Annotated in this window: 28 protein-coding genes; 22 read left to right on the top strand and 6 right to left on the bottom strand. The window is 73.9% G+C overall.

The genetic code is table 11. The annotated features are described in order from the left end of the window. Positions 1–20: 20 nt before the first annotated feature. The 19 genes from OC439_RS25850 (at position 21) to argH (ending at position 18307) form a co-directional block, all read left to right on the top strand. Positions 21–713, top strand: a complete 693-nt coding sequence (locus OC439_RS25850; RefSeq protein ID WP_262015705.1) for an alpha/beta fold hydrolase — start codon at positions 21–23, stop codon at positions 711–713. A 46-nt stretch (positions 714–759) separates the two neighbouring features. Next, positions 760–1041: a phosphoribosyl-ATP diphosphatase gene (locus tag OC439_RS25845; RefSeq protein WP_198039659.1), complete on the top strand. Its 282-nt coding sequence runs from the start codon at positions 760–762 to the stop codon at positions 1039–1041. A 43-nt stretch (positions 1042–1084) separates the two neighbouring features. Next, positions 1085–1930: an ATP phosphoribosyltransferase gene (gene hisG, locus OC439_RS25840; protein ID WP_262015704.1), complete on the top strand. Its 846-nt coding sequence runs from the start codon at positions 1085–1087 to the stop codon at positions 1928–1930. After that, complete coding sequence (locus tag OC439_RS25835; protein WP_262015703.1) at positions 1927–2889, top strand: DMT family transporter; 963 nt, start codon at positions 1927–1929, stop codon at positions 2887–2889. Before hisG ends, OC439_RS25835 begins: the two co-directional genes overlap by 4 nt. Next, a complete protein-coding gene (locus tag OC439_RS25830) occupies positions 2886–3359 on the top strand; it encodes a PH domain-containing protein (protein ID WP_194802848.1) in 474 nt (157 codons plus the stop codon). Before OC439_RS25835 ends, OC439_RS25830 begins: the two co-directional genes overlap by 4 nt. 325 nt (positions 3360–3684) lie before the next feature. Beyond that, entirely contained in the window at positions 3685–4332 is a 648-nt protein-coding gene (infC, locus tag OC439_RS25825; RefSeq protein ID WP_043324929.1) for a translation initiation factor IF-3, read from the top strand. Between the two features lie 19 nt (positions 4333–4351). Next, the gene (gene rpmI, locus OC439_RS25820; protein WP_007075851.1) at positions 4352–4546 is read left to right on the top strand and encodes a 50S ribosomal protein L35; all 195 of its coding nucleotides are present in this window, start codon (positions 4352–4354) and stop codon (positions 4544–4546) included. Between the two features lie 32 nt (positions 4547–4578). Then, a complete protein-coding gene (rplT, locus tag OC439_RS25815) occupies positions 4579–4971 on the top strand; it encodes a 50S ribosomal protein L20 (RefSeq protein WP_043324928.1) in 393 nt (130 codons plus the stop codon). A gap of 32 nt (positions 4972–5003) precedes the next feature. Then, the gene (locus OC439_RS25810; protein ID WP_262015702.1) at positions 5004–5888 is read left to right on the top strand and encodes a TrmH family RNA methyltransferase; all 885 of its coding nucleotides are present in this window, start codon (positions 5004–5006) and stop codon (positions 5886–5888) included. Between the two features lie 168 nt (positions 5889–6056). Beyond that, a complete protein-coding gene (gene pheS / locus OC439_RS25805) occupies positions 6057–7118 on the top strand; it encodes a phenylalanine--tRNA ligase subunit alpha (RefSeq protein ID WP_013474913.1) in 1062 nt (353 codons plus the stop codon). Between the two features lie 26 nt (positions 7119–7144). Further along, entirely contained in the window at positions 7145–9709 is a 2565-nt protein-coding gene (locus OC439_RS25800; protein WP_262015701.1) for a phenylalanine--tRNA ligase subunit beta, read from the top strand. Between the two features lie 172 nt (positions 9710–9881). Next, a complete protein-coding gene (gene argC, locus OC439_RS25795) occupies positions 9882–10883 on the top strand; it encodes an N-acetyl-gamma-glutamyl-phosphate reductase (protein WP_262015700.1) in 1002 nt (333 codons plus the stop codon). Beyond that, a complete protein-coding gene (argJ, locus tag OC439_RS25790; protein WP_194802844.1) occupies positions 10880–12052 on the top strand; it encodes a bifunctional glutamate N-acetyltransferase/amino-acid acetyltransferase ArgJ in 1173 nt (390 codons plus the stop codon). The genes argC and argJ overlap by 4 nt, the downstream gene beginning before the upstream one ends. Beyond that, positions 12049–12936, top strand: a complete 888-nt coding sequence (gene argB, locus OC439_RS25785) for an acetylglutamate kinase (RefSeq protein ID WP_262015699.1) — start codon at positions 12049–12051, stop codon at positions 12934–12936. Before argJ ends, argB begins: the two co-directional genes overlap by 4 nt. Further along, positions 12933–14195 (top strand): acetylornithine transaminase, encoded by a 1263-nt coding sequence (locus OC439_RS25780; protein ID WP_262015698.1) that lies wholly within the window; start codon positions 12933–12935, stop codon positions 14193–14195. The genes argB and OC439_RS25780 overlap by 4 nt, the downstream gene beginning before the upstream one ends. Continuing rightward, positions 14192–15118 (top strand): ornithine carbamoyltransferase, encoded by a 927-nt coding sequence (gene argF / locus OC439_RS25775; protein ID WP_262015697.1) that lies wholly within the window; start codon positions 14192–14194, stop codon positions 15116–15118. The genes OC439_RS25780 and argF overlap by 4 nt, the downstream gene beginning before the upstream one ends. Then, complete coding sequence (locus tag OC439_RS25770; protein WP_262015696.1) at positions 15115–15627, top strand: arginine repressor; 513 nt, start codon at positions 15115–15117, stop codon at positions 15625–15627. Before argF ends, OC439_RS25770 begins: the two co-directional genes overlap by 4 nt. Next, positions 15624–16829: an argininosuccinate synthase gene (locus OC439_RS25765; RefSeq protein WP_262015695.1), complete on the top strand. Its 1206-nt coding sequence runs from the start codon at positions 15624–15626 to the stop codon at positions 16827–16829. Before OC439_RS25770 ends, OC439_RS25765 begins: the two co-directional genes overlap by 4 nt. A gap of 14 nt (positions 16830–16843) precedes the next feature. Then, entirely contained in the window at positions 16844–18307 is a 1464-nt protein-coding gene (gene argH / locus OC439_RS25760; RefSeq protein WP_262015740.1) for an argininosuccinate lyase, read from the top strand. A gap of 369 nt (positions 18308–18676) precedes the next feature. Here argH and OC439_RS25755 read toward each other — a convergent pair whose 3' ends face one another. From OC439_RS25755 to OC439_RS25745, 3 genes are all read right to left on the bottom strand, one after another. Further along, a complete protein-coding gene (locus OC439_RS25755) occupies positions 18677–19030 on the bottom strand; it encodes an MmcQ/YjbR family DNA-binding protein (protein WP_145822649.1) in 354 nt (117 codons plus the stop codon). 72 nt (positions 19031–19102) lie between these two features. Beyond that, the gene (locus OC439_RS25750; protein WP_225853232.1) at positions 19103–19537 is read right to left on the bottom strand and encodes a DNA-binding protein; all 435 of its coding nucleotides are present in this window, start codon (positions 19535–19537) and stop codon (positions 19103–19105) included. Between the two features lie 146 nt (positions 19538–19683). Continuing rightward, on the bottom strand, positions 19684–20322 hold the full coding sequence (locus OC439_RS25745; RefSeq protein ID WP_262015694.1) for a DNA-3-methyladenine glycosylase: 639 nt from the start codon (positions 20320–20322) through the stop codon (positions 19684–19686). 139 nt (positions 20323–20461) lie between these two features. Here OC439_RS25745 and OC439_RS25740 point away from each other — a divergent pair, with 139 nt between their 5' ends. Beyond that, positions 20462–21559, top strand: coding sequence for an LLM class flavin-dependent oxidoreductase (locus OC439_RS25740; protein ID WP_194802838.1), 1098 nt, complete (start codon positions 20462–20464; stop codon positions 21557–21559). Beyond that, positions 21556–22182 (top strand): CE1759 family FMN reductase, encoded by a 627-nt coding sequence (locus OC439_RS25735; RefSeq protein WP_013285557.1) that lies wholly within the window; start codon positions 21556–21558, stop codon positions 22180–22182. The genes OC439_RS25740 and OC439_RS25735 overlap by 4 nt, the downstream gene beginning before the upstream one ends. 181 nt (positions 22183–22363) lie before the next feature. On the opposite strand, the gene OC439_RS25730 is transcribed toward OC439_RS25735, so the two are convergent. Next, positions 22364–23248 carry a universal stress protein gene (locus OC439_RS25730; protein WP_262015693.1) on the bottom strand — a complete coding sequence of 295 codons (885 nt, stop codon included), beginning with the start codon at positions 23246–23248 and terminating at the stop codon, positions 22364–22366. Positions 23249–23318: 70 nt separating this feature from the next. Beyond that, a complete protein-coding gene (locus OC439_RS25725; protein WP_262015692.1) occupies positions 23319–24227 on the bottom strand; it encodes a universal stress protein in 909 nt (302 codons plus the stop codon). Positions 24228–24386: 159 nt separating this feature from the next. Here OC439_RS25725 and OC439_RS25720 point away from each other — a divergent pair, with 159 nt between their 5' ends. After that, positions 24387–24857 carry a cyclic nucleotide-binding domain-containing protein gene (locus tag OC439_RS25720; protein ID WP_013285560.1) on the top strand — a complete coding sequence of 157 codons (471 nt, stop codon included), beginning with the start codon at positions 24387–24389 and terminating at the stop codon, positions 24855–24857. A gap of 3 nt (positions 24858–24860) precedes the next feature. Here the strand turns inward: OC439_RS25720 and OC439_RS25715 are convergent, their stop codons facing one another. After that, positions 24861–25115, bottom strand: coding sequence for a hypothetical protein (locus tag OC439_RS25715; RefSeq protein WP_262015691.1), 255 nt, complete (start codon positions 25113–25115; stop codon positions 24861–24863). Between the last annotated feature and the right edge of the window lies 1 nt (position 25116).

The raw sequence follows: 25116 nt of genomic DNA, 5'->3' as shown, positions 1-25116 counted from the left end.
CGCTGTGGTTGACTGCCGCGGTGACGGAGATCGGGTACGCGGACCTGCCGGGGCTGCGGATGGCGTACCGGACCTGGGGCCGGGCCGACGGCCGCCCACTCGTGGCGCTGCACGGCGGCGCCGGATCGGGGGAGACCTGGGCCGCCCTCGCGGCGGCGCTCGGCTCGGCCACCCGCACGTACGCCCCCGACCTGCGCGGCTACGGCGCGACCGGGCCTGCCGGCGCCTACTCGCTGGAACTGGTCCGCGACGACGTGCTGGCGTTTCTGGACGCCCTGGCGCTGCCCCGGGTCGTGATGCTGGGCCACTCCTCGGGGGCGGTGGCGGCCCATCTGTTCGCCCGGGCGTATCCGGACCGGGTGGCGGCGCTGGTGCTCGTCGAACCGCCGCCACCGGTGCCGCTCGGCCTGCGGCTGCCACCTCGGCCGGCCGGCCCGCTGCCCTATGACTGGGCCGCCCGCGAAGCGGTCGTCGCGGAACTCAACGCCCCGCCTCCCACGTGGTGGGAGGAGCTGACCGAGATCACTGCGCCCACCCTGGTGGTGGCCGGTGGTCCCGCCAGTCACCTGCCGCAGCACGAGCTGGCGCGGATGGCGGCCCGGATCCCCGCCGCCCGCCTGGTGACAGTCGAGGCCGGTCACGCGGTGCCGGCCGCGCGCCCCGCCGAGTTCGCCACCGCGGTGCGGGACTTCCTCGCCGCGCTGCCCAGGTGAGCCGGACGACGCGGGTGGACCCGGTGGGCGTGCTCACCCGGGGCGGCTGGAAGAATCGCCTTCCGTGAAGACGTTCGAGGAGTTGTTCGCCGAGCTGCAGGCCAAGGCCGCCGCCGGCACCCCGGGCTCGGGCACGGTCGAGGCGCTCGCCAAGGGCGTGCACTTCATCGGCAAGAAGGTCGTCGAGGAGGCGGCCGAGTCGTGGATGGCCGCCGAGCACGAGGGCCCGGAGCGGGCCGCCGAGGAGATCTCCCAGCTGCTCTACCAGGCGCAGGTGCTGATGCTCGCCACCGGCCTGGAACTGAAGGACGTCTACCGACATCTGTGAGTGCCCGTCCGCTGATCATCCGATCGAACGAAGGAGCACTCCCATGCTGCGTGTCGCAGTACCCAACAAGGGCGCCCTGGCCGAGTCGGCGGCCCAGATGCTGCGCGAGGCGGGCTACCGCCAGCGCACCGACCCGAAGGACCTGGTCTGCCGGGACGAGGCCAACGACATCGAGTTCTTCTACCTGCGCCCCAAGGACATCGCCACCTACGTCGGCTCCGGCGACCTGGACGTCGGCATCACCGGCCGTGACCTGCTGATCGACTCCGGCGCGCCGGCCGAGGAGATCGTCGACCTCAACTTCGGACGGGCCACCTTCCGGTTCGCCGCCCGGCCCGACGACGTGGCCTCCGTCCAGCAGCTCGGCGGGCACCGCATCGCCACCGCGTACCCGGGTCTGGTCGAGCGGCACCTGGCCGAGCTGGGCGTCAAGGCCGACGTGATCCGCCTGGACGGCGCGGTGGAGAACGCCATCCGCCTCGGCGTGGCCGACGTGGTCGCCGACGTGGTGGAGACCGGCGCGACGCTGCGCCAGGCCGGCCTGGTGGTCTTCGGCGAGCCGCTGCTGCGCTCCTCGGCGGTCCTGGTCCGCCGCGCCGGCGCGACCGGCGGCGCGCAGCAGGAGCAGTTGCAGCGCCGGCTGCACGGGGTCCTGGTGGCCCGCCGGTACGTGATGCTCGCCTACGACGTCCCGGCCGGTCTGCTGGACCGGGCCAGCTCGCTGACCCCGGGCATCGAGTCGCCGACGGTCTCGCCGCTGCACCGGGAGGGCTGGGTCGCGGTGCAGGCGATGGTGCTCCGCGACGACGTGCACCGGATCATGGACGAGCTGTACGAGCTGGGCGCCCGCGCGATCCTGGTCACCAACATCCACGCCTGCCGGCTGTGAAGCCGCTGCCGCTCCCGGCCGCGCTGGCCGTGGTGGTGGCCGGCGGCGTGGCGTCGGCCGCCCAGGGCGCGGTCAACGCCGAGATGGGGGAGCGGACCGGTGCCCCGGTTCTCGGCGCGGTGGTAAACAACCTCGGCGGCTGCCTGCTGGTGCTGGCCGGGATCGTGGCGCTGCCCTCGATGCGCGCCGGACTGGCCGGGCTGCGCCGCTCCGGGTTGCCGTGGTGGGCGTACCTGGGCGGGGTCGGCGGTGCGGTGATCGTGCTGGTCGCGCCGGTGGTGGTGCCGGTGCTCGGGGTGGCGGTGTTCACCATCGCCCAGGTGGCCGGCGGCAGCCTCGGCGGCCTCGCGGTGGACCGGGCCGGGCTGGCCGCGACCGGCCGGATGCCGCTCACAGTGCCCCGGGTCGGCGGGGCGGTGCTCGGCGTCGGCGCTGTCGCGCTGGCGCAGCTCGGCCGCCCGGTCGGCGACCTGGCGGTCGGGCTGGTGCTGCTCTGCGTCCTGGGCGGGCTGGCGGTGGCGACGCAGTCCGCGCTCAACGGGCGGGTCGCCGCGTCGGTCGGCCCGGCGGCCGGGCTCGCCGTCAACTTCGCGGTCAGCACCGTGGTGATCGGCGCGGTCGCGGCGCTCACCGGCGCGCTCGCGAGTCAGCCCCGCTGGCCCGGCCAGTGGTGGCTCTACGTCGGCGGCCTGCTCGGCGTCGGCATCGTGCTCTCGCTGCTGGTCGGGGTACGCGCCGCCGGGGTGCTGCGCACCGGCCTGGCGCTGGTGGCCGGGCAGCTCGGCGGCGCGCTGCTGCTCGACCTGGTCCTGCCCGGCGGCCCCGGTGTGCGGCTGCCGGTGCTGGCCGGCGCCCTGCTCACGCTGCTCGCCGTGGTGGTCACCGGCCTGCGCCGGCGTGGCCCGGACCGTGTGGCGGCCGAAGGCGCGCGTGAACCGGATGGCAGACTGGTCGGGTGAGCGATTCCGTGGTGACCGTGCGACCCCGCCGCGTCCGGGTCGTCTGCTGGGTGTCGGCCGTCACGCTGATCGTGGTGTTCAGCCTCGTCGCGACGTCGCTGACCGGCGCCACCGGCAACGGCTACGGCACGTTCCAGCGCGGCGACCAGTTCGCCATGATCGGCCTGGGTGTCTTCGGCGCGCTCGGCTTCCTGCTGTTCACCCGCCCCCGGGTGATCGCCGACGCCAAGGGCGTCCGGGTGCGCAACGTGTTCAGCTCGTACGAGCTGCCGTGGGAGGTCGTCCGCGGTGTCCGGTTCGACCGGGGCGCACCGTGGGCCAGCCTGGAGCTGCACGACGACGACCTGCTGCCGATGGTCGCGTTGCAGGCCGCCGACAAGGAGAGCGCGGTCGAGGCGGTGCGCGCGCTGCGCCGCCTGCACCAGGCGCACCTGGCGGCGCTGTCCGCCGGCCAGTCGGCACCCCGCTGACCTGCGAGCCCGGTTTGGGCGGACCTGGGCCGAGGGTGTAGTGTTGCGGAGTCGACCAGACTGCCCCCGTCCCTGACGCGCGGGCGGTCGAGAAGCGGAGCGCCCGCTCCCACCCGAGTCGCCGCCACGGTGGCCGGGTCCGGTCCCCGGTTTCGGGCATGTCCCGACGCCGGATGCGCGATCCTGTGATCGTGCCGACCGGTCGAGTGGGCCCTGGCATACGCCGGGGCCTTCTGCTTTCCGGGTCGGCTCCCACCCGGGAGCCCACGGAGTCGGCACCGTAGGAGACTCGACTCGAGGAGGCCCCATCAGCGTCGAACCACGCGTGAACGAGCAGATCCGGGCACGTGAGGTCCGACTGGTCGGTCCTGAGGGTGAGCAGGTGGGCATCGTCCCGCTGGAGCGCGCCCTGCAGCTGGCCGCGGACGTCGACCTGGACCTGGTCGAGGTTGCGCCGATGGCGCGCCCGCCGGTGTGCAAGCTCATGGACTTCGGCAAGTTCAAGTACGAGAGCGCACTCAAGGCGCGCGAAGCGCGGCGTAACCAGCAGCAGACCGTCATCAAGGAGATGAAGCTCCGGCCGAAGATCGACCCGCACGACTACGAGACCAAGAAGGGTCACGTGGTGCGGTTCCTCAAGGCCGGCGACAAGGTCAAGGTGACGATCATGTTCCGCGGTCGCGAGCAGAGCCGCCCGGAGCTGGGTTACCGGCTCCTGCGCCGGCTCGAGTCCGAGATCACGGACCTGGGATACGTCGAGGCCGCGCCGAAGCAGGACGGCCGAAACATGATCATGGTTCTCGCTCCGCACCGGGCCGTCAAGGCCTCCGCGGTCGCCGCCACGGCGTCCCGCGGTGGACCGCGCGACCGGGCGGCGGAGGAACCGGCCGCTCCGGCCGGCGAGACCCCGGCGGCCGGCGACACCGCAGCAGCCGGCGAGACCGGCACGACCGCTGAGACCAGCGGCCAGTAACAGGGGAGAAGACGTTCCAATGCCGAAGATGAAGAGCCACACGGGTATGGGCAAGCGGGTCAAGGTGACCGGCAAGGGCAAGATCGTTGCCCAGCAGGCCGGCCTTCGCCACAACCTGGAGAAGAAGCCCAGCACCCAGACCCGTCGGCTGACCGGCACCGTCGAGCTGGCCAAGGCCGACACCAAGCGCATCAAGAAGCTGCTCGGCCGCTGACGCGAGCCACCTGAACCGAAGAAGGAGTTGAGATGGCACGCGTCAAGCGGGCTGTGAACGCCCAGAAGAAGCGTCGTACCCTGCTGGAGACCGCGAGCGGTTACCGCGGTCAGCGCTCCCGGCTGTACCGCAAGGCCAAGGAGCAGGTGCTGCACTCGATGCAGTACTCCTACCGGGACCGTCGCGACCGCAAGGGCGACTTCCGGCAGCTCTGGATCCAGCGGATCAACGCCGGCGCCCGGGCCAACGGTCTGACCTACAACCGGCTGATCCAGGGCCTGCGCCTGGCCGGCATCGAGGTCGACCGGAAGATCCTGGCCGACATGGCCGTCAACGACGCCGCCTCGTTCGCGGCGATCGTCGAGCTGGCTCGCGCCGCCGTGGCGGCCGAGGGCACCGGTGGCGCCGCGGCTCAGGCCGCCTGACCCACCCCGTACGGCAGATCGAGGCGTCTCCCATGCAGTCACGTTCGCAGGGGAGGCGCCTCGACGCCGTTCCCGGACCGTTCACCCCGCGTACCCCCAGGGTCGTGGCGGCCCGCCGGCTGCAGCGCCGGCGCGACCGCGACCAGGCCGGCCGGTTCCTGGCCGAGGGGCCGCAGGCGGTCCGGGAGGCGCTCGCCCGCACCGGCACCGTGGTCGAGCTGTTCGGCACCCCGGCGGCGCTCGACAGGTACGCCGACCTCGCCGCCGCGGCCGCCCGGGCCGACGTGCCCGTCTCCGAGGTGACCGACGACGCCCTGGCCGCGCTGGCCGAGACCGTCGCGCCGCAGGGCCTGGTGGCGGTGTGCCGGCACCTCGACGTACCCCTGGAGCAGGCCCTCGCGCACGGGCCGCGACTGGTAGCGGTGCTCGCCGGGATCCGCGACCCGGGCAACGCCGGCACCGTGCTGCGCACCGCCGACGCGGCCGGTGCGGGCGCTGTGGTGTTCGCGGGCGAGGCGGTCGACCCCTACAACGGCAAGTGCGTGCGGGCCTCCGCCGGCAGCCTCTTCCACGTCGACGTGGTGCGCGCCGCCGACCCGCTCGCCGCCGTCGAGGCGCTGCGGGCCGCCGGCCTGGAGATCCTGGCCACCACCGGGTACGGCGACAGCGACCTGGACGACCTCGCCGACTCGGGACGGCTGGCTGCCCCCACCGCGTGGCTGTTCGGCTCGGAGGCGCACGGCCTGCCCGAGGAGCTGACCGGCGCCGCCGACGCCCGGGTCCGGGTGCCGCTGCACGGGCGCGCGGAGAGCCTGAACCTGGCTGCGGCGGCCGCCGTCTGCCTGTATTCTTCCGCCAGAGCACTGCGTGTCCCCCGGGGCGCGCGAGAGACAGCAGGGGAGTCCGCCTCGTCATGAACGCGCCACGGCGTTCGTTTAGCCAGCCCGCCGGTGTCGGCGGGCGGCGGGCCTGACCCTTCCCCCTGCACGACTCCCCACCGGCGGGCTGCGGCGAAGCCGCGCGTCCGTAGACTCGCCTAGCCACCCGCGAGGGTCGGCGCCGCCGTGAGGGAGTGCCCGTTCACCATGAGCTACCGCAACGATCCGTACGACCCGAAGCAGGTCGCCCTGCTCGACCCGGACGCCCTGGCCGGAGCAGTGGCCGACGCCGAGAAGGCGTTCGCCGAGGCCGCCGACCCGGACGCGCTCACCGCGCTGCGCCCCGCGCACCTCGGTGACCGGTCCCCGGTGTCGCTGGCGCGCCGGGAGATCGGCGCGCTGCCGCCGGCCGCGAAGGCCGACGCCGGCAAGCGGGTCAACGAGGCCCGCCGGGCCATCGAGTCCGCGTACGCCGCCCGGCAGGAGATCCTGGACCGGGAACGGGCCGCGCGGGTGCTGGTCGAGGAGCGGGTCGACGTGACCCTGCCGTACGACCGCCGGCCGCGCGGCGCCCGCCACCCGCTGAGCGTGCTGATGGAGCAGATCAGTGACCTGTTCATCGGCATGGGCTACGAGGTGGCCGAGGGCCCCGAGGTCGAGCTGGAGTGGACCAACTTCGACGCGCTGAACATCCCGGCCGACCACCCGGCGCGCGGCCTGATGGACACGTTCCACATCGCACCCGAAGGCAGTGGCCTGGTGCTGCGTACCCACACGTCGCCGGTGCAGGCGCGCACCATGCTCAGCCGCAAGCCGCCGATCTACGTGGTGGTGCCCGGCCGGGTCTACCGCACCGACGAGCTGGACGCCACCCACGCGCCCGTCTTCCACCAGGTCGAGGGCCTGGTGGTGGACAAGGGCATCACCATGGCGCACCTGCGCGGCACGCTCGACCACTTCGCCCGGGCCATGTTCGGCGAGGGCGCGAAGACGCGCTGGCGGCCGCACTACTTCCCGTTCACCGAGCCGTCGGCCGAGTTCGACGTGTGGTTCCCGGAGCACCGGGACGGTCCGCAGTGGGTCGAGTGGGGCGGCTGCGGCATGGTCAACCCGCGGGTGCTGCGCGCCTGCGGCATCGACCCGGAGGTCTACTCCGGATTCGCGTTCGGCATGGGCATCGACCGGACCGTGATGGTCCGGCACGGCGTCAGTGACATGCGGGACATGGCCGAGGGCGACGTGCGGTTCACCCGCGCGTTCGGCGCCTGAGCTACGGGAACGGTGGTTTAACAGTCATGCGAGTCTCTGTCAGTTGGCTGCGGGAGTACGTGGACCTGCCGGCCGACCTGCCCACCGGCGACCTGGAGCAGGCGCTGGTCGACCTCGGTATCGAGGTCGAGTCCGTGGTGGACCTGCGCGAGTCGGTCACCGGCCCGCTGGTCGTCGGCGAGGTCCTGGAGATCGAGGAGCTGACCGGCTTCAAGAAGCCGATCCGCTTCTGCCGGGTCGACGTCGGCGCCGCGAACGGCACCGGTGAGCCGCAGGAGATCGTCTGCGGGGCGCGTAACTTCGCCGTGGGCGACAAGGTCGTGGTGATCCTGCCCGGCGGTGTGCTGCCCGGCGGGTTCGCGATCGGCGCGCGCAAGACGTACGGGCGCAACTCCCACGGCATGATCTGCTCGGCGCAGGAGCTGGGGCTCGGCGACGACCACTCGGGCATCGTCGTGCTGCCCGAGGACGTCAAGGCCCAGCCCGGCGACGACGCCCGGCCCGTCGTCGGCCTGGACGACGTCGTGGTCGAGATGGAGATCACCCCGGACCGCGGGTACGCGCTGAGCGTGCGCGGCATCGCCCGGGAGCTGTCGCACGCGCTCGGCGTGCCGTTCCGCGACCCGGCCGACGCGCCCGCGCCCGGCGCGACCGCCGAGCCCGCGTACCCGGTGGAGGTCCGCGACACTGTCGGCTGCGACCGGTTCGCGGCGCGGATGGTGCGCGGCGTCGACCCGACCGTGGAGACGCCCGGCTGGATGCGGCAGCGGCTCACTGTGGCCGGGGTGCGCAGCATCTCGCTCGCCGTGGACATCACCAACTACCTGATGCTCGAACTCGGCCAGCCGATGCACGCCTTCGACGCGGACCGGATCGCCGGGACGCTCGTGGTACGCCGCGCCGAGGCGGGGGAGAAGCTGACCACGCTGGACGGGGTCAACCGCACGCTGTCCGCCGAGGACCTGGTCATCTGCGACGACTCGGGTCCGATCTCGCTGGCGGCGGTGATGGGCGGCGAGACCAGCGAGGTGCTCGCCTCCACCACGAACGTGCTGTTCGAGGCGGCGCACTGGGATCCGGCCACCGTCGGCCGTACCGCGCGGCGGCACAAGCTGTTCAGCGAGGCCGCGAAGCGGTGGGAGCGGGGCGTCGACCCGGCGCTGCCGCTGGTCGCGCTGGAGAAGGCGGTCCGGCTGCTCACCGACCTCGCCGGCGGCACCGCGGGCGAAGAGGTGCTCGACATCGACCACGTCGTGCCGCGTACGCCGGTGACGCTGCCGGTGGACCTGCCCTCGCGGCGGGTCGGCGTGACGTACTCGCCGGACCGGGTGGTGGAGATGCTGGAGCAGGTCGGTTGCACCGTCACGCGCGGCGCCGACCGCCTCGCCGAGGACCCGGGCAGCGCCGGCACGACCACCGGTGGCGGTTCCGCCGCCGGGGGTGGCGAGGTGCTGACCGTGACGCCGCCGAGCTGGCGGCCCGACCTGACCGACCCGGCCGACCTGGTGGAGGAGGTGGTACGCCTCGACGGCTACGACCGGGTGCCGTCGGTGCTGCCCACCGCGCCGCCCGGCCGGGGCCTGACCTGGCAGCAGCAGCGCCGCCGGGCCGTCGCCCGCTCGCTCGCCGAGCGCGGCTACGTCGAGGTGCTGGCGCAGCCGTTCGTCGCGCCGGAGCTGGTCGACCAGCTCGGCCTGCCCGCCGACGACCCGCGCCGCCCCGCGGTACGGCTGGCGAACCCGCTGTCGGAGGAGGAGCCGCTGCTGCGCACCACGCTGCTCGGCCCGCTGCTCGGCATCGTCAAGCGCAACGTCGGCCGGGGCCAGCGAGACGTGGCGATCTACGAGATCGGCACGGTCTTCCACCCGCGCCCCGGCGCCGGTGCCCCGCCCGCGATGGGCGTGGACCGGCGGCCCACCGACGAGGAGTTCGCCGCCGCCGACGCGGTGGTGCCCGCCCAGCCGCGGCACGTCGCGGTGGCGCTCACCGGCGAGATCGAACCGGCCGGCTGGTGGGGCGCGGGCCGCACGGCCGGCTGGGCGGACGCCGTCGAGGCGGGCCGGGCGGTGCTCGACGCCGCCGGGATCCCCGCCGACCGGGTGACGGTACGGGCCGGCGAGCGGGCGCCCTGGCACCCGGGCCGCTGCGCCGAACTGGTGGTGGACGACGTGGTCGTCGGCCACGCCGGTGAGCTGCACCCGGCCGTGCTGGCCGCGCTGGAGCTGCCCCGGCGTACCAGCGCCATGGAACTGGACCTGGACGCGCTGCCCGCCGCCCCGCTGGCGGCCGGCCCGGCCATCTCCACGTTCCCGCCGGCCCTGATCGACGTGGCGCTGGTGGTGGACGACGCGGTGCCGGCGGCCGAGGTGCGGGCGGCGCTGGTCGAGGGCGCCGGCGCGCTGCTGGAGGACGTCCGCCTGTTCGACGTCTACACCTCCGTGCAGCTCGGCGAGGGACGCAAGTCGCTGGCGTACAAGCTGACGTTCCGCGCCCCGGACCGGACCCTCGCGGGCGAGGAGGCGGTGGCGGCGCGCGACGCGGCGGTGGCTGTTGCCGCCGAGCGCTTCGGCGCCACCCTGCGCGGCGCATGAAAGGAGGGGCCCCCTCTTAACGCCTCCGGTAGAGGAGGGGGCCCCTATTAACACGCCGGCCCACGCGAGCCGCTGGTGAACGTCGTCTCATGGCTATGCAACGCGCCGTATGACCTTGCGGTGGCGCTGCCTCGACCGGTACTCTTCTCTGCATAGTCATGCGGAGGTGGGTATGGGCATTCGGGTTGCCGTGGCCGGGGCGAGTGGATACGCCGGGGGCGAACTGCTGCGCCTGCTCGCCGGCCACCCCGAGTTCGAGCTGATCACCGCCACCGCACACAGCCAGGCCGGTCAGCCCGTCAGCGCCGTACACCCGCACCTCGCCGGCCTCGACCTGGTGTTCGCCGCGACCGAACCGGCGGCCCTCGCCGACGCGGACCTGGTCTTCCTGGCCCTGCCGCACGGGCAGTCCGCGGCGCTCGCCGCGGCGCTGCCCGATTCGGTCAAGGTGGTCGACCTCGGCGCGGACCACCGGCTGCGCGACGCCGGCGCCTGGTCCCGCTACTACGGCGGCGAGCACGCCGGCGCCTGGACCTACGGGCTGCCCGAACTGCCCGGGCAGCGGGCCGAGATCGCCGCCGCGACGCGGGTCGCCAGCACCGGCTGCTACGCGGTGGCGACCACGCTGGCGCTGGCGCCGCTGATCGCCGCAGGCGCGGTACGCCCCGACGACGTGGTGGTGGTCGCCGCCTCCGGCACCTCCGGGGCGGGCCGGGCCGCCAAGGCCCACCTGCTCGGCAGCGAGGTGATGGGCGACCTGACCCCCTACAAGGTGGGCGCGCACCAGCACGTGCCGGAGATCAAGCAGGCCACCGGCGCGACCGGCCTGTCCTTCACCCCGGTGCTCGCGCCGATGCCCCGGGGCATCCTGTCCACAGTCACCGCGGTGCCCACCGGCGACGCCGACCCGCGCGCGGTGCTTGCCGCCGCGTACGCCGACGCGCCGTTCGTGCACCTGCTGCCCGAAGGATCGTGGCCGCACACCGCCGCCACCGCCGGGTCGAACTCCTGCCACCTCCAGGCGACTGTGGACGTCGACTCGGGCCGGGTGATCGTGGTCAGCGCTATCGACAACCTGGGCAAGGGCGCGGCCGGCCAGGCCGTGCAGAACGCCAACCTGATGGTGGGTCTCCCCGAGACCACCGGTCTGTCCGTGTTTGGAGTGGCCCCGTGAGCGTCACCGTCCCCCGTGGGTTCCGCGCCGCAGGTGTCGCGGCCGGACTGAAGTCCTCCGGCGCCGCCGACGTCGCCCTCGTGATCAACGACGGCCCGGACGCCGGTGTGGCCGGTGTCTTCACCGCCAACCGGGTCAAGGCCGCGCCGGTGCTGTGGAGCCAGCAGGTCGTGCACGGCGGCGTCGTGCGCGCCGTGGTGCTGAACTCCGGCGGCGCGAACGCCTGCACCGGCCCGGCCGGCTTCCAGGACACCCACGCCACCGCCGAGCACACCGCCGCCGCGATCACCGCGGCGAACGCCCGGCTGATCGTCGGCGCGGGCGAGGTCGCTGTGTGCTCGACCGGCCTGATCGGCGAGCGGCTGCCGATGGACAAACTGCTTCCCGGCGTACGCGATGCGGTGCGCGGCCTGTCCCGCGACGGCGGCCCGGCGGCCGCCGAGGCCATCATGACCACCGACACCCGGCCCAAGACGACTGTGGCGCAGGGTACGGGCTGGACCGTCGGCGGCATGGCCAAGGGCGCGGGCATGCTCGCCCCGGCCATGGCCACCATGCTCTGCGTGCTCACCACCGACGCGGTGGCCGGGCCTGATGCCCTGGACGCCGCGCTGCGCGCCGCCACCCGGATCACGTTCGACCGGATCGACTCCGACGGCTGCATGTCCACGAACGACACGGTGCTGCTGCTCGCGAGCGGCGCCTCGGGCATCGAGCCGACCGCCGAGGAGTTGACCGCCGCGGTCACCGCCGCCTGCCACGACCTGGCCCAGCAACTCCTGGCCGACGCGGAGGGCGCGACCAAGGAGGTGGCGATCGAGGTGGTCGGCGCGGCGAGCGAGGACGACGCGGTCGAGGTGGGCCGCACGGTGGCCCGCAACAACCTGGTGAAGACCGCGCTGTTCGGCAACGACCCGAACTGGGGCCGGATCCTCGCCGCGGTCGGCACCACGGCCGCCGTGTTCGAGCCGGACGGCGTGGACGTCGCGGTCAACGGCATCTGGGTGTGCCGGGGCGGCGCCGCCGCCGAGGACCGCGCCAAGGTGGACCTCACCGGCCGCGGTGTCACGGTCCGGATCGACCTGCACGCCGGCACCGACGCGGCCACCATCTGGACCAACGACCTGTCCCACGCGTACGTCCACGAGAACTCGGCTTATTCCACATGAACTTGAGTGCTGACCTCACCCGGGCCCAGGCCAAGGCCGCCACGCTGATCGAGGCACTGCCCTGGCTGGCCCGTTTCTCCGGCGCCACGGTCGTGGTCAAGTACGGCGGCAACGCCATGGTCGACCCCGAACTCCAGCGGGCGTTCGCCGCCGACATGGTGTTCCTGCGCTACGCCGGCCTGAAGCCGGTAGTGGTGCACGGCGGCGGCCCGCAGATCTCCGCCATGCTCGGCCGCCTGGGCATCGCCAGTGAGTTCCGGGGCGGCCTGCGGGTCACCACCCCGGAGGCGATGGACGTGGTCCGGATGGTCCTGGTCGGTCAGGTCGGCCGGGAACTGGTCGGGCTGATCAACGCGCACGGCCCGTACGCGGTCGGCCTCTCCGGCGAGGACGCCGGGCTGTTCACCGCGGTGCGCCGCCCCGCGTACGTGGACGGGGAAGCGGTCGACGTCGGCCAGGTGGGCGACGTGGAGTCGGTGAACGTCTCGGCTGTGACCGACCTGATCGCGGCCGGCCGGATCCCGGTCATCTCGACAGTCGCGCCTGATGCCGACGGGGTGCTGCACAACCTCAACGCGGACACCGCCGCCGCCGCGCTCGCCGTGGCGCTGGACGCCCGCAAGCTCGTCGTGCTGACCGACGTGCCCGGCCTGTACGCCGACTGGCCCGACACGTCCAGCCTGATCAGCGAGATCACCGCGGACGACCTGGCGAAGCTGCTGCCGTCCCTGGAGTCGGGCATGGTCCCGAAGATGGAGGCCTGCCTGCGGGCGGTGCGCGGGGGAGTGCCGGCCGCGCACGTCGTCGACGGCCGGGTCGCCCACTCCACGCTGCTGGAAGTGTTCACGTCGGAGGGCTTCGGAACGATGGTGATCGAGTCATGAGCACGCTCGTGCAGCGGTGGAACGCCACCATGATGGACAACTACGGCACGCCGCCGCTGGCGCTCGTCTCCGGCTCCGGCGCCGTCGTGACCGACGAGACCGGCCGGGAGTACGTCGACCTGCTCGGCGGCATCGCCGTCAACGCGCTCGGCCACGCCCACCCGGCGGTGGTGGCCGCCGTCAGCAAGCAGGTGGCGACGCTCGGGCACGTGTCCAACCTGTTCGTCGCCGAGCCGCCGGTGGCGCTGGCCGAACTGCTGCTCGCGCTGGCCGGACGCCCGGGCCGGGTCTTCTTCGCCAACTCCGGCGCGGAGGCCAACGAGGCCGCGTTCAAGCTGTCCCGGCTGACCGGCCGCCGGCACGTGGTCGCCACCCACGGCGGCTTCCACGGCCGGACCATGGGCGCGCTGGCGCTGACCGGGCAGCCCGCGAAGGCCGACCCGTTCCGCCCGCTGCCCGGCGACGTCACCCACGTGCCGTTCGGCGACGCCGCCGCGCTGGCCGAGGCCGTCACCGGCGACACCGCCATGCTGATCATCGAGCCGATCCAGGGCGAGAACGGCGTGGTCGTCCCGCCTCCCGGCTACCTGGCCGCGGCCCGGCGGATCACCGCCGCGCACGGCGCGCTCCTGGTGCTGGACGAGGTGCAGACCGGCGTCGGCCGGACCGGCCACTGGTTCGCCCACCAGGCCGAGGGCGTCGAGCCGGACGTCGTCACGCTCGCCAAGGGTCTCGGCGGCGGGCTGCCGCTGGGCGCCTGCCTGGCCTTCGGCCGGGCCGCCGACCTGCTCACCCCGGGCTCGCACGGCACCACGTTCGGCGGCAACCCGGTCAGCTGCGCCGCCGCGCTCGCTGTCGTCTCCACGATCGCGCACGAGGGTCTGCTCGATCACGTCAAGCGGGTCGGTGAGCGGCTGCGGCGCGGCGTCGAGGCGCTCGGGCACCCGCTGGTCCGCGAGGTGCGCGGCGCCGGGCTGCTGCTCGGCATCGTGCTCGACGAGCCGGTCTCCGCCGCCGCCGCGGCAGCGCTGCGCGAGGCGGGTTTCCTGGTCAACCCGGTGCAGCCGGACGTGGTCCGGCTCGCCCCGCCGCTGATCCTCACCGCCGCGCAGGCGGACGCGTTCCTCGCCGCGCTGCCGGCCGCGCTGTCCGCCGCCGCGCCGGCCCCTTCCACCGACGCCGCCGCGCCGGCCGGCATCGCCACGACCGCCGAGGCCGCCGCGCCCGACGCCACGACCCCGACGGAGGCTCCCGCATGATCCGCCACTTCCTGCGCGACGACGACCTCACGCCCGCCGAGCAGGCCGCCGTGCTCGACCTCGCCGCCCGGATGAAGGCCGACCGGTACGCGCACCAGCCCCTGACCGGGCCGAAGTCGGTGGCGGTGCTGTTCGACAAGCAGAGCCTGCGTACCCGGATCTCGTTCGACGTGGGCATCGCCGAGCTGGGCGGGCACCCGCTCGTGGTGGACACCCAGGTCACCCACTTCGGCCGGGGCGAGACGCTCGGCGACGCCGGCCGGGTGCTGTCCCGCTACGTCGCCGCGATCGTGCTGCGCACCCACGGCGACGACCGGATCGCCGAGGTCGCCGAGCACGCCACGGTGCCCGTCGTGAACGCGCTCACCGACACGTACCACCCCTGCCAGCTGCTGGCCGACCTGCTCACCGTGCGGGAGCGCTTCGGCGGCACCGCCGGGCGGATCGTGACGTACGTGGGCGACGCGGCGAACAACATGGCCCACTCGTACCTGCTGGCCGGGGCGACCGCCGGGATGCACGTGCGGATCGCCGGTCCGGAGGGGTTCCAGCCGGACCCGGAGATCGTGGCCCGCGCCGAGAAGATCGCCGCCACCACCGGCGGGTCGGTGCAGCTGTTCACCGACCCGGTCGAGGCGGTGCGCGGCGCGCACGTCGTCGCCACCGACACCTGGACGTCGATGGGGCAGGAGGACGACGGGCTGGACCGGATCACCCCGTTCCTGCCGTACCAGGTCAACGCCGCGCTGCTCGGCCACGCCGACGCCGGCGTGATCGTGCTGCACTGCCTGCCCGCCCACCGGGGCGAGGAGATCACCGACGAGGCGCTCGACGGCCCGCACAGCGCGGTGTTCGACCAGGCGGAGAATCGGCTGCACGCCCAGAAGGCGCTGCTGACGTTTCTCCTGGAGGAATCCGCATGACCGCTCCGCTGACCCGCGCCGCGCGGCACGCCCGCATCGTCGAGCTGATCCGCGACACCCCCATCCACTCGCAGACCGAGCTGGCCGACCGGCTCGCCGGGGACGGCATCCAGGTCACCCAGGCCACGCTGTCGCGCGACCTGAAGGAACTGGGAGCGGTGACCGCGCGGGGCGGCGACGGGCGCGGCGTCTACCTGATCCCGGAGGACGGGCACCGGCCGCTGCGCGACGCCGAGGGCGCACCGGCCCGGCTGGTCCGGCTGCTGCGTGAGCTGCTGAACGGCGTCGACTCCAGCGGCAACATCGCGGTCCTGCGCACCCCGCCGGGCGCCGCCCAGTACCTCGCCAGCGCGCTGGACCGGGCCGGCCTGACCGAGATCGTCGGCACCATCGCCGGCGACGACACCATCCTCGTCGTGGCCCGCGAGGCCGACGGCGGCGCCGCGCTGGGCGAGCGGCTCGCCGCGTGGGCCCGCCGCGACGACACAGTCGAAGGGGGCACCTCGTGACCGAGCGGGTCGTGCTCGCGTACTCCGGGGGCCTGGACACCTCGGTCGCGATCCCGTACCTGGCCGAGCGGACCGGCGCGGAGGTGATCGCGGTAGCCGTGGACGTCGGCCAGGGCGGCGAGGACATGGCCGTGATCCGGCAGCGCGCGCTCGACTGCGGCGCCGTCGAGTCCGAGGTGGTCGACGCCCGCGACGAGTTCGCCGCCGACTACTGCCTGCCGGCGATCCGGGCCAACGCCCTCTACATGGACCGCTACCCGCTGGTGTCCGCGCTGTCCCGGCCGCTGATCGTCAAGCACCTGGTCGCGGCGGCGCGTGCCCACGGCGGCACGATCGTGTCGCACGGCTGCACCGGCAAGGGCAACGACCAGGTCCGGTTCGAGGTCGGCCTGGCCGCCCTCGCGCCGGACCTGAAGGTCGTCGCGCCGGCCCGGGACTTCGCCTGGACCCGGGACAAGGCGATCGCGTACGCCGAGGAGAAGGGGCTGCCGATTGACGTGTCGGCGAAGTCGCCGTACTCGATCGACCAGAACCTGTGGGGCCGGGCCGTGGAGACGGGGTTCCTGGAGGACATCTGGAACGCCCCGGTCGAGGACCTCTACGCGTACACCGAGGACCCGGCGTCGGAACGCGACCCGGACGACCTGGTGATCACGTTCGACGGCGGCGTACCGGTCGCCATCGACGGCGAGACGGTCACCCCTTACCAGGCGATCCGGGAGCTGAACCGGCGGGCCGGGGCGCACGGCGTGGGCCGGCTCGACATGGTCGAGGACCGGCTGGTCGGCATCAAGAGCCGCGAGGTCTACGAGGCGCCCGGCGCGCTCGCCCTGATCACCGCCCACCAGGAACTGGAGGCGGTGACAGTCGAGCGGGATCTCGCCCGGTTCAAGCGCGGCGTCGACCAGCGGTGGGGTGAGCTGGTCTACGACGGGCTCTGGTTCTCGCCGCTGAAGCGCGCGCTGGACGCGTTCATCGAGGACGCCCAGCGGCACGTCACCGGCGAGGTACGGCTGCGCCTGCACGGCGGCCGGGCGGTCGTCACCGGCCGGCGCTCCGAGGCGAGCCTCTACGACTTCGGCCTTGCCACCTACGACACCGGCGACACGTTCGACCAGTCGCTGGCGAAGGGATTCGTACAACTGTGGGGACTGCCCAGCACGATGGCCGCACAACGGGACGCCCGGATGGGAGGGGCCTGATGGGGGGCACCACAATGGGTGGGGTGGACGACAAGAGCCTGACCGAGAACAGCGCCCCCGCCAACCGGACGAGCCTCTGGGGCGGCCGGTTCGCCGGCGGTCCCGCCGAGGCGCTCGCGCGGCTGTCGGTGAGCGTCCAGTTCGACTGGCGCCTCGCCCCGTACGACATCGCCGGTTCCCGCGCGCACGCCCGGGTCCTCGCCGGCGCCGGCCTGCTCGACCCGGACGAACTGGGCCGGATGCTGGCCGCGCTGGACGACCTGGAGGCGGCCTGCGCCTCCGGCGCGTTCCGCCCGACCGTTGACGACGAGGACGTGCACACCGCGCTGGAACGCGGCCTGCTGGAGCGGCTCGGCAGCCTCGGCGGCAAGCTGCGCGCCGGCCGGTCCCGCAACGACCAGGTCGCCACCGACCTGCGGCTCTACCTGCGCGACCATGCCCGCGGCGTGGCGGCCCGGATGGTCGAGCTGGCCGAGGCCCTCGTCGAGCAGGCGGAGCGGCACGTGGACACCGCCGCGCCGGGCATGACGCACCTGCAGCACGCCCAGCCGGTGACGTTCGGGCACTGGCTGCTGGCCCACGTGCAGCCGCTGCTGCGCGACCTGGAGCGGATGCGCGACTGGGACGAGCGGACCGCGATCAGCCCGCTCGGCGCGGGCGCGCTGGCCGGCTCGGGGCTGCCGCTGGACCCGGTGGCGGTCGCCAAGGAGCTGGGTTTCCGCACCTCGTTCGCCAACTCGATGGACGCGGTCGCGGACCGCGACTTCGTGGCCGAGTTCCTGTTCGTCACCGCCATGATCGGCGTGCACCTGTCCCGCCTCGGCGAGGAGGTGGTGCTCTGGACGTCGCAGGAGTTCGGCTGGGTCGAGCTGGACGACGCCTTCGCCACCGGCTCGTCGATCATGCCGCAGAAGAAGAACGCGGACATCGCCGAGCTGGCCCGGGGCAAGTCCGGCCGCCTGGTCGGCGGCCTGATGAGCGTGCTCACCATGCTCAAGGGCCTGCCCATGACGTACGACCGGGACATGCAGGAGGACAAGGAGCCGGCGTTCGACGCGGTCGACACGCTGGAGCTGCTGCTGCCTGCGCTGGCCGGGATGATCTCCACGATGACGGTCCGGGTGGACCGTCTGGTGGCCAGCGCGCCGTCGGGCTTCTCGCTGGCCACCGAGGTCGCCGACTGGCTGGTCCGGCGCAACGTGCCGTTCCGCGACGCGCACGAGATCACCGGCAAGCTGGTGGCGCTCTGCGCGGCCCGCGACTGCGCGCTGGACGAGGTGTCCGACGCCGACCTGGCCGCGGTGAGCGAGCACCTGGACCCGTCGGTGCGCGACGTGCTGTCGGTGCGCTCGGCGCTGGCCGCCCGCATCACGCCCGGCTCCACCGGCCCCGGCCCGGTCGCCGACCAGCTCGCTGCCGCGGCGGACAAGCTGACCGGCTGGCGCGAGTGGGCCGCCGAGCGGGTCGTCCCCCGCTGACCTGCGCGGCTGGTCCGGGCCAGGCGCCCGCCCCGGACCAGCCCTCGCGCCCCGCGTCCCGCGTCCCGCGTCCCGCGTCCCGCGTCCCGCGTCCCGCGTCCCGCGTCCCGCGTCCCGCGTCCCGCGCGAGATCTTGGTACGAAATGGCCCCCATAGGGGCGCTTAGCTTCCAAGATCTACAAGGGGTCCTGCTTTGTGGAACGCGGATCCCGGATTGCGGGACCTCGCGCTGCGGCCTCGGACTTCGGGCTCAGCCGCACGGAGCGGCTTCCGCTGTTGCCCTGATCTGCCGCACCATCAGCGGCGCTGGTCCGTTTGCGCAGGGTCGTTCGGCGAGCCGGGCGGTCGGTGCTCCGTCCGCGTTTCCGGTCAGCCGGTGGGGCGCTCGCGTTTCGGCAGCTTCGCCACGACCGCGTCGTACGACCCGTCGACCGCCTCGATCAGCTCGTCGTCCGGGATGCCGCCGGAGAGCCGCAGCGTGTTCCAGCCCGACCGGCCGATGTAGGGGGAGGGGCGCGCGTCGGCCGGGAACCGGTGCAGCCACTCATCGGCCACCTCCCGGGACGCCCCGCACTTCACCCCGAGCCGGGCCTCGCCGTCGGGGGAGCCGAGGAACGCGAAGATCCGGCTGCCCACCTTCACCACCTCGTCGCCCTCCCACGGCCGGTCGAGCCAGGCTCCCGGCTTGGCCAGGCAGTAGGCCAGCATCTCCTCGCGCGTCATCGCGTCCTCCCGTGCCGTCGTCCGGCGCAGTCTCGCCCGCCGCTGTGACAGCCCGCGTCGCCGGGCCGCCGGTCAGTCGCCGGTGCCGGTGCGGACGGTGAGCCGCTCGTAGCGCTGCCGGGCCGCCTGGGCGCTGCCCAGCCCCAGCCCGAAGGCGATCGCCTGCCAGGTCATGCCCCGGCCGCGGGCCACCTGCAGCAGGCCGGCCTCCAGTGCGTCCACCTCGGCCCGTACGTGCGGGATCAGCGTCAGCGCGGCCATCAGGTCGGCCTGGTCGACGGGCTCCTCACCCTCGTCCAGCTCGGCGCCACCGGCGAGCGCCATCACCAGCGTGGCCGCCTCGTAGGCGTCGGGCACGTCGGGGTGGGCGTAGCGCCGGCGGCGCGAGTTGGTGCCGGCGTGCCGCTCGGCGATCCGCAGCAGCGCCGCGTAGTTGCGGTGCGCCCGGGCCTGGGCAGCATCCGGAGCGGTGAACGGGTCGTTGTCCACGGTGACCATGTCGTCCATCCCACACCCAAGAATGGCCCGTTGTCAACACCCCGTTGAAAGCCCTTCGTGTAAAACACCGTGACCTCAACACGTGGTGAAGAGTCGGCGCGTCATGCCACCACAGACGCGCCGCGAGGTGTCCCGGGTTGCCCGGGACGGCCGATTCAGGCCGGTGAGTTCCGCACCGAGGCGGCCGGAGCGGGCCGACGCCGCGGGGTGTGCCGCCGGTAGACGCTCACGCTCGGCTCGTCCGCCAGCCAGAACCGCCACGGCAGGTCGTGCGCGGCGGCGACCCCGACGCGCGGCCCGGCGACGATCCGCGCCGGGTCGACCGGGCTCGCCGGTGGCGTCAGCAGCAGCGGGCCGCTGCCGTCGATCGCCGAGGTGCCGTTCGCGTCCCGCCCGAGCCCGAGCGTGGTGACCAGCCGGGCTGGCCCGCGGGCCAGCTCCCGGTCGGCGGCGCGCGGCCGGCGCTCGCGGGCGATCTCGACGCCGTCTACCACCTCGCCCGCGCGCAGCAGCACCGCCGCCGCCTCGCCGTCGTGACCGCAGACGATGTTCGCGCACCAGTGCATGCCGAACACGAAGTACACGTAGACGTGCCCGGCGGGCCCGAACATGACTCTGTTGCGCGGCGTCGGCCCGCGGTGGGCGTGCGACGCCGGGTCCTCGCCGGTGCCCGCGTACGCCTCGACCTCGGTGAGCCGGACGGTGACGCCGCCGGCCGACACGGTCCAGCCGAGCAGCGTCCGCGCGGTCTGCGCGACCTGCGCGGCGGGCGCGGAGAGCCAGGGGTACGTCATCGCGGCAAGGGTAGTCGGCGGGCGGCGCGTGATCCGGGCCACGCCGGGGCGGGCGGCCACCGGAATAGTTGACTCGTCAAATATGTTGTGAGGAGCGATCCCGGGCCGACCGGTCCGGACCCCACGCGAGGAGCTGGTCATGCAGTTCGGAGTCTTCACCGTCGGTGACGTCACCGTCGACCCCACGAACGGGCGGCTGCCGTCCGAGCGTGAGCGGATCAAGGCCATGACCGCCATCGCGCTCAAGGCCGAGGAGGTCGGCCTCGACGTCTTCGCCACCGGCGAGCACCACAACCCGCCCTTCGTGCCGTCGTCGCCGACCACCATGCTCGGCTGGATCGCCGCGCGTACCGAACGGCTGCTGCTGTCGACATCGACCACGCTGATCACCACGAACGACCCGGTGAAGATCGCCGAGGACTACGCGATGCTCCAGCACCTGGCCGACGGCCGGGTGGACCTGATGATGGGCCGCGGCAACACCGGTCCGGTCTACCCGTGGTTCGGGCAGGACATCCGCAACGGCATCCCGCTGGCCATCGAGAACTACGACCTGCTGCACCGGCTGTGGCGCGAGGACGTGGTCGACTGGAAGGGCCGATTCCGGACGCCGCTGCAGTCGTTCACCTCGACCCCGCGCCCGCTCGACGGCGTACCGCCGTTCGTCTGGCACGGCTCGATCCGCAGCCCGGAGATCGCCGAGCAGGCCGCGTACTACGGCGACGGCTTCTTCGCCAACCACATCTTCTGGCCCAAGGAGCACACCCAGCGGATGGTCGGCCTCTACCGGGAACGGTTCGCGCACTACGGCCACGGCTCGCCGGATCAGGCCATCGTCGGCCTCGGCGGGCAGGTCTTCATGCGCCGCAACTCCCAGGACGCGGTACGCGAGTTCCGCCCCTACTTCGACAACGCCCCGGTCTACGGGCACGGCCCGTCGCTGGAGGAGTTCACCCGGGAGACGCCGCTGACCGTCGGCAGCCCGCAGCAGGTCATCGACCGCACGCTGGGCTTCCGCGAGTACGTCGGCGACTACCAGCGGCAGCTGTTCCTGATCGACCACGCCGGACTGCCGCTGAAGACGGTGCTGGAGCAGCTCGACCTGCTGGGCGAGGAGGTGGTACCGGTGCTGCGCAAGGAGTTCGACTCGCTGCGGCCCGCACACGTGCCCGAGGCGCCCACCCACGCCAGCCTGCTCGCCGCCCGCGACGCCGCCCCGGCCGGGGAGCAGCGATGACCAGCCGTACCCTCGCTGTCGTCTCGGCCGGTCTCGGCCAGCCGTCGTCGACCCGCCTGCTCGCCGACCAGCTCGCCGCGGCCGCCCGCGACGAGCTGGCCGGCCGCGGCGCCACTGTGGAACTGCGCGTGGTCGAGCTGCGCGAGCACGCCCACGACGTGGTGAACCACCTGCTCACCGGCTTCGCGCCGGCCGCGCTGCGGCGGACGCTCGACGAGGTGGCTGCCGCCGACGGGCTGATCGCGGTGACGCCGATCTTCAACGCGTCCTACAACGGGCTGTTCAAGTCGTTCTTCGACGTGGTCGACCGCGACGCGCTGGCCGGCAAGCCGGTGCTGCTCGGGGCGACCGGCGGCACCGCCCGGCACTCGCTGGCGTTGGAGCACGCCGTCCGGCCGATGTTCACGTACCTGCGGGCGGCGACACTGCCCACGGCGGTGTTCGCCGCGCCGGAGGACTGGGCCGGCGACGACGGCGACAGCGCGCTGCGGTCCCGGATCCGCCGGGCCGGAGCCGAGCTGGCCGAGCAGGTGGACCGACGCCCGCCCGCGACCGGCCCGGCCGACCCGTTCGCGCTCACCACCGACTTCGCCGACCTGCTCGCCGGCCGCGACCCGTCCTGATGCCGGGGAGGTTCGGCGCGGAGACGACCGCCGCCGGGCGTGGCCGTCGCCCGCGAACCACGCCGGAGAACTCGTTATGGCTGAGAGGCATGTTCATGCCTCTCAGTCATAACGCTTGCAGGACATCCCTCTGACCGAGCGGCTCACCGGACCTGAGCGGACCGGCTAGCCCCGCGGCGCGTCAGTCGTCGGCCGGCTCGGGCCGGTGAGCGACGAGCACCGGGCAGTGGGAGTGCTGGACCAGCGCCTGGCTGACCGAGCCGAGCAGCAGCCCGGCGAAGCCGCCCCGGCCCCGGGAACCGACCACCACGAGCGACGCCTCGCCGCTGGCCTCCACGAGCGCGGTCTCCGGCGAGGCGGCGGTCACAGCCCGCTCCGTCACACGCAGGCCCGGGTGCGCGGCCCGGACCCGGTCCGCGGCCTCCACCAGCAGCCCCGCCGCCTCGGCCCGCTCGGCGGTGGACGCCTCCGCCGCGACCTCCGGCGCCACCGCGCCCCGTTCCGGCGACCGCACGTGCATCAGCACCAGCTCCGCGTCGCGCCGGGCGGCCTCGTCCGCGGCCAGCTCGATCGCGTACGCGGCCGAGTCGGAACCGTCCACGCCGACCAGCACCGGACCGTCCACCGGGATCGGCTGCTCCTCCGGGCGGACGATGAGCACCGGGCAGTGCCCGTGCTGAGCGAGCTGCCCGCTGACCGAGCCGAGCAGCAGGCCGGCGAAGCCGCCCACGCCCCGGCTGCCCACCACGACCAGCTCGGCGCGGCGGGACTCCTCGACCATCGTCGCGCCGGGGCCGCCGGCGACCTGGCGCACCTGCACCCGCAGGCCCGGGTGCCGCTCGGCCAGGTCGGCGGCGACCGACTCCAGCATCTTCTCCGACTCCGCGGTGGGCGCCGGCACCCCCAGGTCGTACGGGTTGAGCGGCACGCCGTAGCCCATCGGGTGCAGGTAGCCGTGCACGAGCAGCAGCGGCCGGGAACGGGCGACGGCGGTCGCGGCGGCCAGGTCGGCGGCGGCCAGGCTGGACGGCGATCCGTCCACTCCCGCCACGACGGGTCGGTTCATCTGGTGCTTTCCCTCCGGTCGGCTCAGGCCATTGTGGCGGTACCGGCCCCGCCCGGACCGGGGAACCGGCTCAGTGGGTCCGGTCGCCCCGGTGCCGGACGACGGCGAGCGGGCTGTGGCAGTGGTGCAGCACGGCGTGGCTGACCGAGCCGAGCAGCAGCGCACCGAGGCTACCGCGCCCGTGCGCGCCGACCACCGTCAGCTGCGCGCCGACGGACTCCTCGACGAGCACCCGGGACGGGGTGGCGGCGGCGACCAGCTTCGGCCGTACCGTGACCTCCGGGTAGCGCTCGGACCAGCCGGCGATCGCCTCGGCCAGCACCCGCTGCTCGTCGGCGCGCAGCTCCTGCGGGTCGTACGCCAGTGGTACGACGTCGCCGAACGCCTCCCGGTAGGTCACCGGCTGCGGGTACAGCCAGGTGTGCACCACGACCAGTTCGGCGCCGCGCGCCGCGGCCTCGGCGAACGCGAACCCGACCGCCTCGTCCGACAGCGCGGAGCCGTCCACGCCGACCACCACCGGGCCGTCGGCGCGGGCCTCACCCCGGGCCACGAGCACCGGGCAGTCGGCGCGGGCGGAGAGCTGCACCGCGGCGGAGCCGACGAGCAGCTCGGCGAAGCCGCCCAGTCCCCGGTGACCCAGCACGAGCAAAGCGGCGTCGCGGCTCTCCCGCAGCAGCACCGCCACCGGCCCGCCGTCGACGACCGCACCGGTCACCGCCAGCTCCGCGTCGACCTTGCGGGCCTCGTCCACCGCCTCCTCGACCAGCTTCTCGGCCTCCTGGCGCAGCTCGATGTCGGGCAGCACCGGGGCGACCATGCCCAGCGGCGTGCCGACCAGCGGCCACAGGAAGGCGTTCACCACCCGCAGCGGCCGGTGCCGCAGCACCGCCTCGCGTGCGGCCAGCCGTACCGCGTCCAGCGCGGACGGGGAGCCGTCCACGCCCACCACGACGGGGGCACCGGTTCTGTCGGTCATCACGTCCTCCTTCGGTTCCCCCTCAGCCTGCGCCGACAGCTCCCACCTGGGCAGAGTCGATCCGCCCGGCACGGCCGGGACCATCGGCCCCTACCGGCCGGGGCGGTGGCGGGGTGGAATGGAAGCCAGTGCTCCCCTCCTGTCGACCCTGGAGGCGCGATGACCCCGCTGGAGATGCTCCGCGTCCACCCTTTCCTGGCCGGGCTGCCCGACGAGTGGCTGCCCCGGCTCACCGGTTACGCCCGTCCGGTGGTCTGGCATCCCGGGCACCGGCTGTTCCGCGCCGGCCAGCCGGCCGACCGGTTCTGGCTGGTCCGCGGCGGCCAGGTGGCGCTGGACTTCCCGGTGCCGGGCCGAGGTGACGTGGGCATCGAGACGATCGGGCCGGGCGGGGTGCTCGGCTGGTCCTGGCTGTTCCCGCCGTACCGCTGGCAGTTCGGCGCGGTCGCCACCCAGCGCAGCACCGCCGTGGAACTCGACGCCGACGGGGTACGCCGGCTGATGGAGTCCGACGACACGCTCGGCCGTCAGCTCACCACCCGGTTCATGAGCGTGGTGGTGGACCGGCTCCAGGCGTCCCGGGTCCGGCTGCTCGACCTGTACGGCTACCCGACGGCAGCGGCCAGCTAGGGCTCAGCGGTCGCGGACGACCAGCTCGTCCACCTCGAGCCGGCCGATGCGCAGCTCGCGGATCACCGCGCGGCGCACTGCCAGCCGGCCGACCACGAGTGAGCCCACCGCCACGGCGCCGAGCGCGATCGCGCCGAAGGCCAGCGCGCCGATCGCGGTCGCGCCCAGCGCCCGCGCGCCCGTCGCACCGGCACCGGTGGCCTGCGCCCCGGTCGCGGCCACCGGGCGGACACGGACGATCGGACGCAGACGAGACATG

Origin of the sequence: Micromonospora sp. Mcm103 (assembly GCF_024519755.1) — a bacterium.
Classification (GTDB): domain Bacteria; phylum Actinomycetota; class Actinomycetes; order Mycobacteriales; family Micromonosporaceae; genus Micromonospora; species Micromonospora aurantiaca.
The sequence above is the reverse complement of the archived record's forward strand: the minus strand, read 5'-3'. Positions and strand labels throughout refer to the sequence as shown.

What these genes read in the sequence shown, in the direction of transcription:
- hisG (WP_262015704.1), top strand. Translation starts at nt 1,085, where the DNA reads ATGCTGCGTGTCGCAGTACCCAACAAGGGCGCCCTGGCCGAGTCGGCG.
- rpmI (WP_007075851.1), top strand. Translation starts at nt 4,352, where the DNA reads ATGCCGAAGATGAAGAGCCACACGGGTATGGGCAAGCGGGTCAAGGTG.
- rplT (WP_043324928.1), top strand. Translation starts at nt 4,579, where the DNA reads ATGGCACGCGTCAAGCGGGCTGTGAACGCCCAGAAGAAGCGTCGTACC.
- OC439_RS25810 (WP_262015702.1), top strand. Translation starts at nt 5,004, where the DNA reads ATGCAGTCACGTTCGCAGGGGAGGCGCCTCGACGCCGTTCCCGGACCG.
- pheS (WP_013474913.1), top strand. Translation starts at nt 6,057, where the DNA reads ATGAGCTACCGCAACGATCCGTACGACCCGAAGCAGGTCGCCCTGCTC.
- OC439_RS25800 (WP_262015701.1), top strand. Translation starts at nt 7,145, where the DNA reads ATGCGAGTCTCTGTCAGTTGGCTGCGGGAGTACGTGGACCTGCCGGCC.
- argC (WP_262015700.1), top strand. Translation starts at nt 9,882, where the DNA reads ATGGGCATTCGGGTTGCCGTGGCCGGGGCGAGTGGATACGCCGGGGGC.
- argB (WP_262015699.1), top strand. Translation starts at nt 12,049, where the DNA reads ATGAACTTGAGTGCTGACCTCACCCGGGCCCAGGCCAAGGCCGCCACG.
- OC439_RS25780 (WP_262015698.1), top strand. Translation starts at nt 12,933, where the DNA reads ATGAGCACGCTCGTGCAGCGGTGGAACGCCACCATGATGGACAACTAC.
- argF (WP_262015697.1), top strand. Translation starts at nt 14,192, where the DNA reads ATGATCCGCCACTTCCTGCGCGACGACGACCTCACGCCCGCCGAGCAG.
- OC439_RS25770 (WP_262015696.1), top strand. Translation starts at nt 15,115, where the DNA reads ATGACCGCTCCGCTGACCCGCGCCGCGCGGCACGCCCGCATCGTCGAG.
- argH (WP_262015740.1), top strand. Translation starts at nt 16,844, where the DNA reads ATGGGTGGGGTGGACGACAAGAGCCTGACCGAGAACAGCGCCCCCGCC.
- OC439_RS25755 (WP_145822649.1), bottom strand. Translation starts at nt 19,030, where the DNA reads ATGACGCGCGAGGAGATGCTGGCCTACTGCCTGGCCAAGCCGGGAGCC.
- OC439_RS25750 (WP_225853232.1), bottom strand. Translation starts at nt 19,537, where the DNA reads ATGGACGACATGGTCACCGTGGACAACGACCCGTTCACCGCTCCGGAT.
- OC439_RS25745 (WP_262015694.1), bottom strand. Translation starts at nt 20,322, where the DNA reads ATGACGTACCCCTGGCTCTCCGCGCCCGCCGCGCAGGTCGCGCAGACC.
- OC439_RS25740 (WP_194802838.1), top strand. Translation starts at nt 20,462, where the DNA reads ATGCAGTTCGGAGTCTTCACCGTCGGTGACGTCACCGTCGACCCCACG.
- OC439_RS25735 (WP_013285557.1), top strand. Translation starts at nt 21,556, where the DNA reads ATGACCAGCCGTACCCTCGCTGTCGTCTCGGCCGGTCTCGGCCAGCCG.
- OC439_RS25730 (WP_262015693.1), bottom strand. Translation starts at nt 23,248, where the DNA reads ATGAACCGACCCGTCGTGGCGGGAGTGGACGGATCGCCGTCCAGCCTG.
- OC439_RS25725 (WP_262015692.1), bottom strand. Translation starts at nt 24,227, where the DNA reads ATGACCGACAGAACCGGTGCCCCCGTCGTGGTGGGCGTGGACGGCTCC.
- OC439_RS25720 (WP_013285560.1), top strand. Translation starts at nt 24,387, where the DNA reads ATGACCCCGCTGGAGATGCTCCGCGTCCACCCTTTCCTGGCCGGGCTG.
- OC439_RS25715 (WP_262015691.1), bottom strand. Translation starts at nt 25,115, where the DNA reads ATGTCTCGTCTGCGTCCGATCGTCCGTGTCCGCCCGGTGGCCGCGACC.